This is a genomic window from Mycobacterium kyogaense, from assembly GCF_036946525.1.
GTDB classification, from domain to species: Bacteria; Actinomycetota; Actinomycetes; order Mycobacteriales; family Mycobacteriaceae; genus Mycobacterium; species Mycobacterium kyogaense_A.
In genome coordinates this window covers 1-13,264 of record NZ_JAQIIY010000027.1, presented here as the reverse complement: position 1 = coordinate 13,264, position 13,264 = coordinate 1, and the positions used below count along the sequence as shown (strand labels likewise).

The 13,264-nt window shown below is 68.1% G+C and carries 12 protein-coding genes and 1 pseudogene; 4 read left to right on the top strand and 9 right to left on the bottom strand.

Annotation, left to right across the window (positions count from 1 at the left end):
• Positions 1 to 52 precede the first annotated feature (52 nt).
• Positions 53 to 1,306 carry a DDE-type integrase/transposase/recombinase gene (locus PGN37_RS21565; RefSeq protein WP_335333041.1) on the top strand — a complete coding sequence of 418 codons (1,254 nt, stop codon included), beginning with the start codon at positions 53 to 55 and terminating at the stop codon, positions 1,304 to 1,306.
• Positions 1,307 to 1,342: 36 nt separating this feature from the next.
• On the opposite strand, the gene PGN37_RS21560 is transcribed toward PGN37_RS21565, so the two are convergent.
• Entirely contained in the window at positions 1,343 to 1,669 is a 327-nt protein-coding gene (locus PGN37_RS21560) for a branched-chain amino acid transporter permease (RefSeq protein ID WP_335333040.1), read from the bottom strand.
• Positions 1,662 to 2,321, bottom strand: coding sequence for an AzlC family ABC transporter permease (locus PGN37_RS21555; protein WP_335333039.1), 660 nt, complete (start codon positions 2,319 to 2,321; stop codon positions 1,662 to 1,664). Before PGN37_RS21555 ends, PGN37_RS21560 begins: the two co-directional genes overlap by 8 nt.
• A gap of 48 nt (positions 2,322 to 2,369) precedes the next feature.
• On the opposite strand from PGN37_RS21555, the gene PGN37_RS21550 reads away from it, so the two are divergent.
• Positions 2,370 to 3,359: an alpha/beta fold hydrolase gene (locus tag PGN37_RS21550; RefSeq protein WP_335333038.1), complete on the top strand. Its 990-nt coding sequence runs from the start codon at positions 2,370 to 2,372 to the stop codon at positions 3,357 to 3,359.
• On the opposite strand, the gene PGN37_RS21545 is transcribed toward PGN37_RS21550, so the two are convergent.
• Complete coding sequence (locus PGN37_RS21545; protein ID WP_335333037.1) at positions 3,345 to 5,369, bottom strand: M4 family metallopeptidase; 2,025 nt, start codon at positions 5,367 to 5,369, stop codon at positions 3,345 to 3,347. The genes PGN37_RS21550 and PGN37_RS21545 overlap by 15 nt on opposite strands.
• Before the next feature lie 152 nt (positions 5,370 to 5,521).
• On the opposite strand from PGN37_RS21545, the gene PGN37_RS21540 reads away from it, so the two are divergent.
• The gene (locus PGN37_RS21540; RefSeq protein WP_335333036.1) at positions 5,522 to 7,183 is read left to right on the top strand and encodes an alkaline phosphatase D family protein; all 1,662 of its coding nucleotides are present in this window, start codon (positions 5,522 to 5,524) and stop codon (positions 7,181 to 7,183) included.
• On the opposite strand, the gene PGN37_RS21535 is transcribed toward PGN37_RS21540, so the two are convergent.
• Entirely contained in the window at positions 7,155 to 8,609 is a 1,455-nt protein-coding gene (locus PGN37_RS21535; protein ID WP_335333035.1) for a peptide MFS transporter, read from the bottom strand. The genes PGN37_RS21540 and PGN37_RS21535 overlap by 29 nt on opposite strands.
• A gap of 24 nt (positions 8,610 to 8,633) precedes the next feature.
• Here PGN37_RS21535 and PGN37_RS21530 point away from each other — a divergent pair, with 24 nt between their 5' ends.
• Positions 8,634 to 9,125, top strand: coding sequence for a DUF427 domain-containing protein (locus PGN37_RS21530; RefSeq protein ID WP_335333034.1), 492 nt, complete (start codon positions 8,634 to 8,636; stop codon positions 9,123 to 9,125).
• Positions 9,126 to 9,128: 3 nt separating this feature from the next.
• Here the strand turns inward: PGN37_RS21530 and PGN37_RS21525 are convergent, their stop codons facing one another.
• The 5 genes and pseudogenes from PGN37_RS21525 to PGN37_RS21505 form a co-directional block, all read right to left on the bottom strand.
• A complete protein-coding gene (locus PGN37_RS21525; protein ID WP_335333033.1) occupies positions 9,129 to 9,416 on the bottom strand; it encodes a hypothetical protein in 288 nt (95 codons plus the stop codon).
• A gap of 56 nt (positions 9,417 to 9,472) precedes the next feature.
• Positions 9,473 to 9,637: a DUF7160 family protein gene (locus tag PGN37_RS21520; RefSeq protein ID WP_335333032.1), complete on the bottom strand. Its 165-nt coding sequence runs from the start codon at positions 9,635 to 9,637 to the stop codon at positions 9,473 to 9,475.
• A 45-nt stretch (positions 9,638 to 9,682) separates the two neighbouring features.
• The gene (locus PGN37_RS21515; RefSeq protein WP_335333031.1) at positions 9,683 to 10,402 is read right to left on the bottom strand and encodes a hypothetical protein; all 720 of its coding nucleotides are present in this window, start codon (positions 10,400 to 10,402) and stop codon (positions 9,683 to 9,685) included.
• Positions 10,399 to 11,349, bottom strand: a complete 951-nt coding sequence (locus PGN37_RS21510) for a zinc ribbon domain-containing protein (RefSeq protein WP_335333030.1) — start codon at positions 11,347 to 11,349, stop codon at positions 10,399 to 10,401. The genes PGN37_RS21515 and PGN37_RS21510 overlap by 4 nt, the downstream gene beginning before the upstream one ends.
• Before the next feature lie 240 nt (positions 11,350 to 11,589).
• Positions 11,590 to 13,171, bottom strand: a pseudogene (locus tag PGN37_RS21505) (S53 family peptidase).
• Positions 13,172 to 13,264: the final 93 nt, after the last annotated feature.

Sequence of the window (13,264 nt, the reverse complement as noted above, 5' to 3'; positions counted from 1 at the left end):
CGTTGACTCATCAGAATTGCGCGCGAGGGGGTGGGTCGTTGCCTCGTTGGAAATGCGCGCGTACGTCCAGTGGATGGGGTTGACGTTGGCGCAGCGCAGAGCAATCACCGAGGCGGCCGCGGCCCGCTATCTGCTGGCCCGAAAGGGTGAGAAGACACGGATCCTTGATGAGTTGTGCGCCAACACCGGCTGGCATCGCAACCATGCCCGCAAGGCGCTGACGGGGGCACTGACACCGAAGATCGTCGGCCCACCCAGACCGCGGCCCGTGACCTACGGGCCCGAGGTCATCGAGGCGTTGATTCAGTGCTGGCAGGTGCTGGGGATGCCGGCCGGCAAACGGTTGGCGCCGATGCTGGGTGAGCTGGTAGCGGTGCTGCGGCACTTCCGGGAACTCACCATCGACGCCGACACCGCCGACCTGCTGGTATCGATGTCAGCGGCCACCATCGATCGGCGCCTGGCACCAGAACGGGCCAAGTATCAGCCTCGGGGACGCATCGGGACCAAACCAGGATCACTGCTCAAAAGCCAGATTCCGGTGCGAACCTGGGCTGAGTGGGACGACGCCACACCTGGATTCGTCGAGATCGACCTGGTCTGGCATGACGGCGGCATTCGGGGCGCAGGGCACGCGTTCACATTGACGGTGACCGATATCGCGACCGGCTGGACCGAGAACCGTTCGGTGCCCGACAGAGCCGCCAAATGCGTGTTGGCAGCACTCAACGAGATCGTGCGCACGATGCCGTTTCCCATCCTTGGGGTCGACAGCGACAACGGATCCGAGTTCATCAACGAGCACCTGTTGGGATGGTGCCAAGGCCGCCAGATCACCTTCACACGGGCACGCCCGGGCAACAAGAATGACGGCTGCCACGTCGAGCAGAAAAACTGGTCAGTGGTCCGCACCACCGTTGGCTACCACCGCTACGACTCTGCTGCAGAACTGTTGCTGCTCAACGAGATCTGGACGCTGCAATCCCGACTAACCAACTACTTCTACCCCCAACAGAAACTGATCTCCAAGACCCGTCACGGAGCCAAGATCTCCAAAAAGCACGACCAAGCCACGACCCCATTCCATCGGGCAGTCGATCACCCCGGCCTCACCGTGGAGCGCATCGTGGCACTGACCCGCACCTACTCCTTGATCAACCCCGCCGCTACCCAACGCCAGCTCCATGCCCTCACCGCCGAGCTGTTCACACTGGCCACCAGCAAAATCACACCAGGCGCCACACCCCCGATCACCAAGCGCGCACGCTCACGTGAGGCAACGAATCGGCCTACGCGCGCATCTTGACGTGAGGCAACAGGCCGACAAGCCTGGCCGCCCACATCAGCCGCCCCACGTCATCAGCGTCACGTAGCAGACGGTCCCGACGAGGATGCTCAGCAGCGCGCGCCCGCGCCACAGCTGCAGCCCCGCCGTCACCGCGACCGCCACCGCAAGCCACAGCAGCTGCACCGCGGTCTCCCCCACGACCGTCTTCACCGAATACAGAGCCAGCATCGCCATCACACCCACCGGCATGTGCACGCTGAGGTAGCGCACCACGGCGCTGTGGCGCATCGGTGCCAACACCGCGAACGGCAGTGCACGCAGTGCCCACGTCACCGCCGCGCTCACGCCCACGAGCAGCGCCATGTACCCGGTGTCAGGCATGCCGAGTCCGCCGCCGCAGCAGCAACATCACGGTGAACGCCGCGAACGCGCACACCAGCATCTGTCCGGGCACCACCAACCACGCCCCGGCAGCGCACAGCATCGCCAGCGCCGCCGTGACCGGATCGGGCCGCTGCCGGTACGCCTCGATGCCCAGCACGATGAACAGCGCGGTCAGCGCGAAGTCCAACCCGACCAGCCGATCGATCGGCAGCACTTCCCCCAACAGACCGCCCAGCGCCGCCCCTGTCACCCACAGCACGTGGAACATCAACTGCATGAACAGGATCGGACGTGTGGCCCATCCCTGCGCCTGCGGACTGACCGCGACCGCGTACGCCTCGTCGGAGAGTGTGTAGGTGCTGTACAGCTTCGCCCCGATACCGCGCACCCGATGCAACGGGAACGACAGCGCGTAGAAGATGTGCCGGGAATTGACCACCAGCGTGGTGAGCGCGACGGTCGCGACCGGAGCGCCGCCTGCCACGAGCGCGACCATCAGGAACTCCAGCGACCCCGCGTAGATCACCCCGGCGAACACCGGCGCCCACCACCAGGCGAGCCCGGCGTGCACCACCAGGAAGCCCAGCGCCATGCCCAGCGGGATGAACGCCAGACCGAGTGGCGCGACCAGTGCCAGCACCCGCCGCATCGCCGAACACCTCCTCCGATCCGCCCCGAAGACGCTAGCTTGTCACGCGTGGATGTCTTCGATGAATGGCGACGGGGCGGAACGGCTTTCACCTGGGCGTCGACCACGGCCGCCAACGACGGCAGACACGTCGAGGTCTTCGCACGCCGGTCCGGCACACCCGGTGCGCCGGCGCTGGTCTGCGTGCACGGCTTCCCGACGGCGAGCATCGACTTCTCTGCCCTCGCCGACGATCTGGTCGGAGACGTCGAGATCTTCACCCTCGACTTCCCCGGCTACGGACTTTCGAGCAAGCCGGCGGCGCCCTACGTCTACTCCCTCTACGACGACGCGCGACTGCTGGTGCACGCGATCACCGAGATGTGGGGGCTCACCGATTACCAGATGATCACCCACGACCGCGGCAGCAGCGTCGGCATGATCGCGCTGGCGATGCTCGCCGACAGCTCCGCCCCGATGCCGCGAGAGGTGTTCCTGACCAACGCCAACATCTTCCTGCCGCTGGCCAATCTGACCGCGTTCCAGGTAGCGCTCCTCGACGACACGACCGGCCGTGCCACCGCCGCAGCGACCACGCCGGAGATGCTCGCCGCGGGACTCGGCGCCACCACGTTCATGCCGCGTCGAGATCTGCAGGACCCTGAAATCCACGCACTGGCACAGTGTTTCGCGCACGACGACGGTATCGCGGTCCTTCCCGACACCATCCGCTATCTGCACGAGCGCGCCGCTGACGAACAGAGCTGGCTCGAGCGGCTCTCGGGCATAGACGTCGACACCACGCTGATCTGGGGTCTGCACGACAGCGTCGCACCCCTGCGCGTGGCCACCCACGTGTGGCAGACCTACCTACGGTCCAAGCCGGGCCGCAACCGTTTCTGGGTGGTGCCCGGCGCCGACCACTACGTGCAATGCGACGCACCGGCCGAGCTCGCGCGGATCATCCGGATGACCATGAGCGAGGGCGCCATCGCACTGCAGACCCTCGGCGACCGGCCCGACGGTGCGGTGCTGGTGGATCAGTCAGACCACCGTTAGCGTTGCCGCACTGACGATTCCGACAGCATCGAACGCCTTGCTGATCGCGGCTTGCTGCGCGGCGGTCAGGCCGACCGACTGCGCGGCACTCTGCACCGCGGCCCGCCCGTCGCTGAAGACCGACCCGGCGCTCAACCGGAACATCGCCCGGTAGAACACCTCCGCCCAGGTGTCGTTCGTGACTCCGACGGTGGCCGGATCGGTCATCATCAGGTACGCGGCGTGGCTGAAGATCGTGCTGTTGACGTGCTCGCCCCCATCGTCGAGGGTCCCCTGATAGCGGGTCGCGTAGGTGGCGCGGTGGGGTCCGAGCGACGTGCTGATCGACGTCGGATCAGCGAGGTCGCGGATGGCGCCCAACTCGGAATCCTCCCCGACGAGCCAGCGATCGGAACCGCGATCGTTCTCGATGAGCACACCCATGATGTCGGCCAACGCCTCGTTGAGCGCACCCGATTCACCGGAGTCCAGCACCAGGGAGCCACCCGCCGGCCCGCCGACGACATAGGTGACAACGGCGTGGGTGAATTCGTGGCCGATGACGTCGACCGCGGCCTCGAGGTGGCCGCCGTCGCCGAAGGCGAACTGGTCGATGCTGGGGTCCCAGAACGCATTCTGGTAACCGCCGTTGGGCTTACCCGGATTGTAGAGAATGCTCACTATAACCGGCGCGCCGCTGCCGTCGAACGACGTCCTGCCCAGCACGTCTCGGTAGTAGTCGTAGACCTCCGCGGTGTTGGCGTGCGCGGAGACGGCGCCGCTGTTCCACCCGAACCACCCCCGCTTGACCACCGTGCCCGGCAGGAATCCACCCAGCATGCCGAGATAGGGGAAGGAGGTCTTGTACGTCGTGATGTCGCGGCTGGTGTCGATCAACCGGGACACAGTGGACCACCGTGTGGTGCGGACGTCGATGATGAAGGTCCGTCGCTGGCCGAGCCAGTCCCTGGCGGTGTCGGTGGCCGACACGGGTTCCGCTGTCGCACGTGATGCGACGACGGTGCCGACCGCTGCACCGTCGGCACCGATCAGGACAGCTGTGCCCGGCCGGGACAGCCGGATCCCCGGCACGGCGCCGACGACCTGCCACGCCAGGATCGGCACCGACCCGTTGTCGGGCGCATAGACCACCAGCTGCTGTTCGGCCATGCGCCGCAGGCGTGGTGTCGCGGCGTCGGGTGTGACATCGAAAGTCTCAGAGAGTCCGCGGTAGTGGTTGAAGAGCCCGGTTACCGCGCCGGCCGCATCGGTCACCAGGACGATGTCGCTGCCCAGCACGGGCACACCCGCGACGGTTTCGGCGAAGCGGTAGTAGGTTTCGGCGTCGTCCCCGGTGCCGGCGGTCGACACCGTGATCGCGCCCGGATCGGCGAATCCCTCGTCGATGCCCAGCCTCTGCGCGACACCGTTCATCACCGCAGCCGCATCGGCGGCGCCGGTCACCAGGCGGTCGTCGAACCTGCCGTCGATGGTGCGCACCGCGTCGTCGACGGCGGCGGCTGTATCGGCCGGCACTGCGATGGTGACCTCGGTGGGCTTGCGTCCACCGAGCAGGCCGTGGAGATGGAACGGGTTACCCGGCCTGTCGTCGACCGCAACGGTGAAACTGTCTGCGCGGCCGGCCTTTCCAGCGGACGGCGTGTAGACGAAGCCACCGTCGGCATCGATGGTCACCGAACCCCAGGCCGCACCCGAGCTGACGCTGTAGGTGAGCGCGGCGTCATCGCGGTCCACGGCGTTGAGGCTCCCCCGCACGGAGCCGTCCGCGGCCGGCTCCGCCGTGTCCGGCTTCGCGGTCGGCCGTTGGTTGCGGAAGGTGTACCGGCGCTGCTGGATGGCTTCTCTGCGCGACTCGATCCGTGCCGCGCGCCGCTCCCGCGGCGACGGGCGGCCCGACGATTCCGAGGCCGACGATTGCGAGGCTGACGATTGGGTCGACGTGTCCGAGGGCGCGGCCGATGCGACGCCCGGCGCCATCATCAGACCGACACCGACCCCGAGGACCGCCACACCGGCCCACACCCCCGTAGGCGGTCGACAACTACTGTCCACAGTGACCCCCTCGGCGACGGTGTTCGTGGCGGAACTTACCACCGACAGACAGCGACGCAGCCAAATCTGACGTCGCTGACGACAACCGGATGCGCCTATAGGCTGACAAGGTGAGTCTTCTGCTCGGCCCGGTGTTGCGCCACGTCGGTGAGACGACCGCGACGGTGTGGGTGCAGACCGAGGCGTCGGCGGACGTGGAGGTGCTCGGATGCCGGGCCCGCACGTTCGAGGTGCACGGTTGCCACTACGCCCTCGTTCAGGTCAACGGGCTGACGCCCGACACCGTCACCGCCTACGAGGTGCGCATCGACGGCGAAAAATGCTGGCCGGAGCCGGACTCCGAGTTCCCACCCAGCGTCATCAGGACGCGCGGGCCGGAGACCGCCGACCGGCTGCGGGTCATCTTCGGTTCGTGCCGCTACCCCAAGACCGGCGAGGAGAAGCTCGATCGCAAGCTCGGACTCGACGCCCTGGACTGCTACGCCACCCGGCTCACCGACCTGCCCGTCTCCGAATGGCCGGACGCGCTGCTGCTGCTCGGCGATCAGGTCTACGCGGACGAGCTGACCCCCCAGGCGCGCCAACACCTGTCCGGCCGCCGCTCGTCGGGTCGGCGGTCGGCCAACCGCCGGCCGCCCGACGAGGTGGTGTCGTTCTCGGAGTACGAGGGCCTGTACCGGCACACCTGGGGCGATCCGGAGATCCGCTGGATTCTCTCGACGTTGCCGACGGCGATGATCTTCGACGACCACGACATCCGGGACGACTGGAACACGTCGGCGACGTGGCGCGCCGAGATCAACGCCCAACCGTGGTGGCGGGATCGCATCCGCGCCGGCCTGGCGTCGTACTGGGTGTATCAGCACCTGGGCAACCTCAGCCCGACCGAGCTGGACAGCGACGACGACTACCAGAAGGTGCTCGCCGCCGACGGCGACTCCTGGCCACTGCTGGCCGAACTCGCCGACCGTGCCGACAGCGAGGTCGACGGAGACAAGGGCCTGCGGTTCAGCTTCCGCTGGGATCTGGGCCGCAGCCGGCTGGTGATGGTCGACTCCCGCAACGCCCGCATTCTCGACGGCGGAGAGCGAAAGATGTTGGGCGACCGCGAATTCGCTTGGCTCGAGGAACAGGTCAGCGATCTGTCCGGCGTCGATCACCTGATCATCGGATCGTCACTGCCGTGGTTGCTGCCGCCGGCTCTCGGCGATCTGCAGATCGTCAACGAGATCGCCGCCGGACGTTCGGGGCTGCGCGGGAAACTGGGTGAAAAGATCAGGCAGGGCGCCGATCTCGAGCACTGGCCGGCGTTCTTCGCGTCGTTCGTGCGACTGTCCGAGTTGATCGCCCTGGCGGCGCGCGCGAATGCCGACAGTCCAGCGACGATCTCGGTGCTCTCCGGCGACGTCCACCACAGCTACGCCGCGCGCGCCGACGTCGGGGAGCCCGACGGCGCGCGGGTGCATCAACTGGTCTGTTCGCCGGTGCACAACTACGTGCCCGCCTACGTCAAACCCGCGTTCAAGCTGGGCTGGTCGGCGCCCGCGGCCCGGCTGACCCGCCGCTGGGCGCGCCGGGCCGGGTCACCGGAGCTGCCGGTGTCGTGGCGCAACCTCAGCGGGCCGCTGTTCGGCAACACGATCGCCTCCCTGATCGCCGTCGGCCGCGGGGCCGACGTGGTGTTCGAGCAGCCCCGCGACGACGGCACCCTGGCCGAGGCCGCGACCATCGTGCTCAGTGCACTCAGTGCACCCCTTCCATCTGGCGGCTGATCCACGGCGAGATCACGAACACCACGACACCCGCCACCACGGCCACCGCACCGAGGATGCCGAAGTACGCGGCCTCGTTCGACGTGTCGTAGTAGCCGGCGAGCACACCGGACATCGCCGTGCCCAGGCCGACCGAGAAGAAGTACAGCGCCATCATCTGCGCCCGGAACGCCTCCGGGGCCAGCTTGGTGGTGACCGAGAGACCGATCGGCGACAGCAGCAGCTCAGAGACGGCGAACACGGCCATGATCGCCATCACCAGCAGCGCCGGGGTGCTGCGACCTGTGCCTCCGGCCAGCGGGACGAAGCACAGGAAGGCCAGGCCCATCCCGACCACGCCGTAGGCGAACTTTCGCGGGGTGGTGGGCGCCCGGTTGCCCAACCGCGTCCAGAGCACCGCGAACAGCGGCGAGAGCAAGATGATCCACACCGGCTCGATCGAACCGATCCAGCTCGACGGTGCCGTCCACCCGAAGATCGACCAGTTCATCCGCTCGTCGGAATATACGGCGAGCACGGTGAAGATCTGCTGGAACAGCGACCAGAACACCGCGTTCGCGACGAACAGCGGGATGAACGCCCGCACCCGGACCCGTTCCTGCGCATCCACAGCGGGGCTGCGCAGCATGATCGCGAAGTACGCCACCGACGCGACGACGATGACGCCGGTGGTCACCTGCGAGAGGTTGGCCAGCGTGACGAGGCGCAGCGCGATGGCCACCCCGACGACCACGATTCCGGCGACGATCACCACAGCGGTCTCGGCAACAGCGCTGCGCGGCAACGGGTTCGGCACCTCGCGCCCGTGCTCGCCGAGGTTGCGGCGAAACGCGACGTACTGCGCGAGTCCCAGTGCCATGCCGATCGCCGCCGCCCCGAAGCCGTAGTGGAAGCCGACGTGGGTCTGCAGCAGCCCGGTGATCAGCGGGCCGATGAACGCGCCCAGATTGATGCCGAGATAGAACAGTGTGAAGCCGCCGTCGGCGCGGGCGTCACCCTTGTCGTAGAGCGTGCCCAGCAGCGACGAGGCGTTGGCCTTCAGCGCACCCGACCCCAGGGCGACGCACACCAGGCCCACGCCCACGCCGGTCAGCCCCGGAAGGATCGCGAGCGCGATGTGGCCGATCATCACCACCACGCCCCCGTAGAACACGGTGCGTTCCATGCCGAGCAGCCGGTCGGCCACCCAGCCACCCAGCACCGTGGACAGGTACACCAGACCGCCGTAGGCGCCGACGATCCCGGTTGCCGTGCTCTTGGGCAGCTCGAGCCCGCCGTCGGTGACGGAGTAGTACAGGTAGTAGGCCAGGATGGTGAGCATCCCGTAGTAGGAGAATCGTTCCCACAGCTCGACGCCGAACAGGTTGGTCAGCCCGATCGGATGCCCGAAGAACGTGCGCGGACCCTTGTCTTCTCGGATTGTCATGGGACCACCCTTACACTCGGCTGCATGCCGGTACCTGATACCCCGCGGCCAGGCCAGGAATCAGTGTGGGACTACCCTCGCCCGCCCCGGCTCGAAGACTTCTCCGGATCGATCATCGTGGAACTGGGCGGGCAGGTGATCGCCTCCACCGAGCGGGCGTGGCGGGTGCTCGAGACCAGCCATCCCCCGACCTACTACCTACCGGCGAGCAGCTTCGCCGACGGCGTACTGCGGGAGGCCGACGGCGCGTCGTGGTGCGAATGGAAGGGCCCGGCAAGCTATTTCGACCTGGTGACCGCGACGGCGGTGGCGCCTCGCGCGGCGTGGACGTACCGTCGGCCCACCCCGGGGTTCACCGCGATCGCCGGCGCCGTCGCCGTGATGGCCGCGGCCGTCGATCGCTGCATCGTCAACGGTGAAGAGGTCGTCCCGCAGCCCGGTGGGTTCTACGGCGGCTGGATCAACAGCTGGATCGCCGGCCCCTTCAAAGGTGTGCCCGGCTCGATGGGCTGGTGACCGTCAGCAACCGAGGTCGATGACAGCCGCGGTGACGATGCCGTTCCCGGCCGACAGCGAGATACCCATGTGCTTGTAGAGCGCGTCCACCGCGACCGGTGCCGGCTGCCCACTGCCGAGAATGCTGCACGCGATCGAGCCCGCGGTGAGCAGCTGCTCGCGGGTCAACGACGTGTACATCGGCTCGAGACCCTCGAGGTACCCGGTGGTATCCGCCGTGGCGGGTGCCGCAAGTGTCATCAGCGCTGCCACCGTGCCGGCCACACTCAGAACCACGCGCGATCGGTTCACCGTCCACCCCCTGTCGTCGAGCACATCCTATGCTGCTCGCCGCGCCGCGCGGGGGCTCATTTGTCGGAGAGCCAGCCGTACTGACGCCCGCAGTCGGTGCAGTCCACGTCGAGGAACCAACGGGTGACCCGATCGGAGCCGGCCGACCAGGTCGGCTGAGACGAGATGACCGGAGCCGCGTGACCGCACTTGCCGCACATCGCTTCGATCGGGGCGTTCACCCCACGAACGTAACCGCTGGTACCGCTCTTGACCAGATATTGACGTCAACGTGGTGGGTCGCCACGCCACGCAAAACTGTTGACGTATTTGCCCATATCGAGGGCTAGCTGCACATTGGCCCCCGAGGGTTTGCCCGGCCCGAAGTCCGGCCCGAATTGGTGGTACGGACCGACGACGGAGGCGATGAGCGCGAGGTCGTTCTTCACCGCGGCCATCACGAGTACCCGCATGCGGGTGAAACTGCTCGTCGAGCCCTGGGGGTAGTAGTCGATCGCTTCACCGAAGCCGGGTTGGTACCCGACCATCGCATTCGGGATCTCGTAGGCAACGCGTCCGTCGGGGACGTGCTGCGCCTTCAAGTCGGCGACGATCTGACGGGCCGGCCGGCCCGTCGCGGGCTCACTGAACAGCCGCAACGTACCGCCTTCTCCGCCGGTGAAATCGGCGACGACACCGTCGTCTCCGGTGGTGATCCGGTACGACGAACCGGCCGCCGGGTAGGACACCGAGAAGGAGCCATTGGGCGCGGTGAACCGCGGGTTGATCGCCACCGGTGTGCCGGTGGGTGGCCGCCCACAGTCGGGCGGGCAGACGAATCGCACCGGCGCAGACGTCACCCGGGAGGAGATCACGGCGAGCACCCCGGCCACCAGGACCACCGGAATGAGCCACAGCAGCAACACCATTCGGTGAGACGGTCGGCGAACCGACGAGGCGTGGCTCTCACCGGCGGTGTAGCCGGGGAAGAACGTGGTGGTGGTCAAGACCGGTCACCGTCGGTGTCGGCGCGCCGAGGACGCTCGGACCGGCGCTGGGCGCGCGACGACCTCGACGATGCCCGGGCAGCGACCCCACACACCGGGCAGAACGCCATGTCGGGCACCACATGGCCACAGTGCTGGCACACCACCGGTTCGTCCGCGACCGTCTCGTCGTGAGCCTCGTGCAGCAGCGCCAAGTGGAGACTGAGTCGCAGCAGGAACAGTGCCGCCGCCGCGACCACTGCGTACAGGGCCAGCATCAACCACTGCCGTGAGCGGGAGATGTCGACCATCCCCAGCGCGATGGACAGCGCGAGCACGGCGACAGCGAAGGCCACCATCACGAAGCGGACCACACCCGGCCGCTGATCCTTCTTGCTCTCGGGGCGGGTGAACCACAGCGCCACGCCCACCAGCCCGCCGGTGGCCGCGGCGATCAGCGGCGCCGCGACGCCCCGGATGCCCGCCTCGACCAGGTAGAACGTCAGCGGGGCATCACTGACCAGGCCGGTCTCGAGCTGCGGAACCAGCCGGGTCATCATCGCCGCGGCGGTGAAGCTCAGCGCGCCGAGCGCCCCGATCATGAAGCCTTCCAACGACTCCCGGGACGGCGGCCCCATCAACCGGATCACGATGACGGGCACCAGCATCAGGATCGCGCCGGCGAGCGGCAGCGCGGCGCCCTGCTGGACCATCTGCGAACCGCTCATGCCCACCCCCACGGCAGCACCGGAGGTCCGGTCGAAGGCCGCGCCGGCCACGAGGACGAACCCGACGCCGAGCACCACTCCGAGGCCGACCGTCAGGGCGAGGATGCGCGTCGGCAGATCCCGCAGCCCGTCGGCCTCGCGCAGGTAGACGATGAACAGTGCGGGCAGCCCCAGCACGCCGACCGCGATCAGAGCCGCGGGCATCCGGAGCAGCGCGAAAGCCACCAGGGCGACCAGCATGGCCCCCAACGCCACCCCGGAACGCGCCGCGGTGCGCCAGATGGGGGAACAGCGAACTCAGCAACGACGGGGACAGCACGCTCTCACCCGGTGCGGCACCGAAGTTCCTGATGCGCAACCAGTCCGGGCCCTCCCACTTGCGGGCGGTCAGATGGCAACCGCACAGTCCGCAGAATTCGCCGTCGGGTACGTCCACCCGGCAGATGCGGCACTCGGTGGTCGGGAAGGGGCTGTCGTCGCTCATGAGTTCTCCTGTTGCACATCGGCGACGTCGCGCACGAGGTTGCCCACCCGCGGGGTGCCCAGACCGGTGACGAGGTCGTAGCCGGGCGCGGCGTCGTCGACGGCGTTGCCGCCCAACGTCACATCGCGGAATGCCGGCAGCCGCGCCCCGGCGGCGATCCGGTAGAGCAGCGGGTTGAGGTCCCCGAGCGGGCGTCCGCCGGTGGAGATCAGATAGTCGTTCATCACCGCGGCCAGACCCGCCCAGATGGGCGCCGCCTGCGACGTGCCGCCGCCGATCGTCGGCTGCCCATCGAGGATGAAGCTCACCCCGGTGAAGGGATCGGCGACCGCGGACACGTCGGGAGTCAGCCGCTTGCCGGTGGCGCGGTCCGTGGGGACGGCCCCTTCGGCACCGCGCTGCCACGCCGGCAGGTCGAACAATTCCGAGACGCCACCGCTGGTGCCCAGCCCCAGCGGTACGTCGTACCAGGACTGCTCGTCGAGCCAGGCACCGTTGGCCGTGGTGGACAGCGTGGTGCCTCCGACGTTGACCATTTCGGGAAGGGACGCAACAGAATTGAGTCCGATGCTGTCCTGCGCGGGCGCCGACGACCAGTCGTCGCCGCTCTTGCATTCCAGGCCGGCGAGATCGCCGTTGGCCATGAATGCGGTGGTGCCGCGGCCGGTCGCGGCGAGCAGCGCGGACTGGGCGGGCGCGAGATCGGTTGCGGTGAGCAGCTTGTCGCACCCCCCAGCTGATAGAGAAGCTCCACACCGCGCCCGGGAACTGCCGATCGACGTCGGCCATCATCTGCCCGATCTTCACGTAGGCGCCGTCGCCCTCCACGGTGGGCCGCGCATTGATCACGACCTTGCGGGCATCGGGGGCGATCGCGTGCACGACGGACAGGTCCATCGTGGTCTCGGCGCTCGGTTCGTCGAATGTCCCGCCGATGACGGTCGGCGTGAACGCCGGTAATCCGTTGCGCGTGGTGAACTCGTCGAGGTCGGACTGACGGAAGCCGCCGAAGGCGAAGATGGCGACCGTCTGACCCTTGCCCGTGTACCCGTCGGCGACGAGCCGGTCGGCTTCGTAGGTGGAACGCAACGCCGTTGGCGTGAGCCCGAACTCGGGCACGTCGAGCGGCAGCTGCCGCGGTTGGTTGTCCCGGAAAGGCGTGTAGCCGAGGAGCCGGCCCACGGAATCGACCTCACCGGTCACCGCGTCGGGAACGGCGGGTTGACGGCGCGAGGCGTAGAAGACCGTGCCGTGCTGTTCGCGGTAGTCGTGGACGTCCACACGGAACGCGCGGCCCATGGCTTGGGCACCGCCTTCGACGACAGCCCAGCGCTGGCCCGGCTGCCACTGGACGGACAGCGCGTGGCTGCCGGCCCAGCGGTTCAGGCCGACCGGGGCGACGGCATCGCGCAGCTCGACGACGAGTTGGGCGGAGCGGTCATGCGACGGCCCCAGATCGACCGCGTGGGCCAGAAGTGCGGCATACGGCCCGCCGATCAGCTGCCCAGGCCCACCGGCCGAGGTCGGCCGCACCGGGGCGACACTGGTGGTGAGGAGTACCAGCACCCCCACCACCAGTGCCGTCAAGCCCGCGACGCGGAACGCAGGCGCACGAACATCAATGACGATGGCTCGTCGTTACCGCTGTGGTGCGCAGGTCACTGTGGTGCG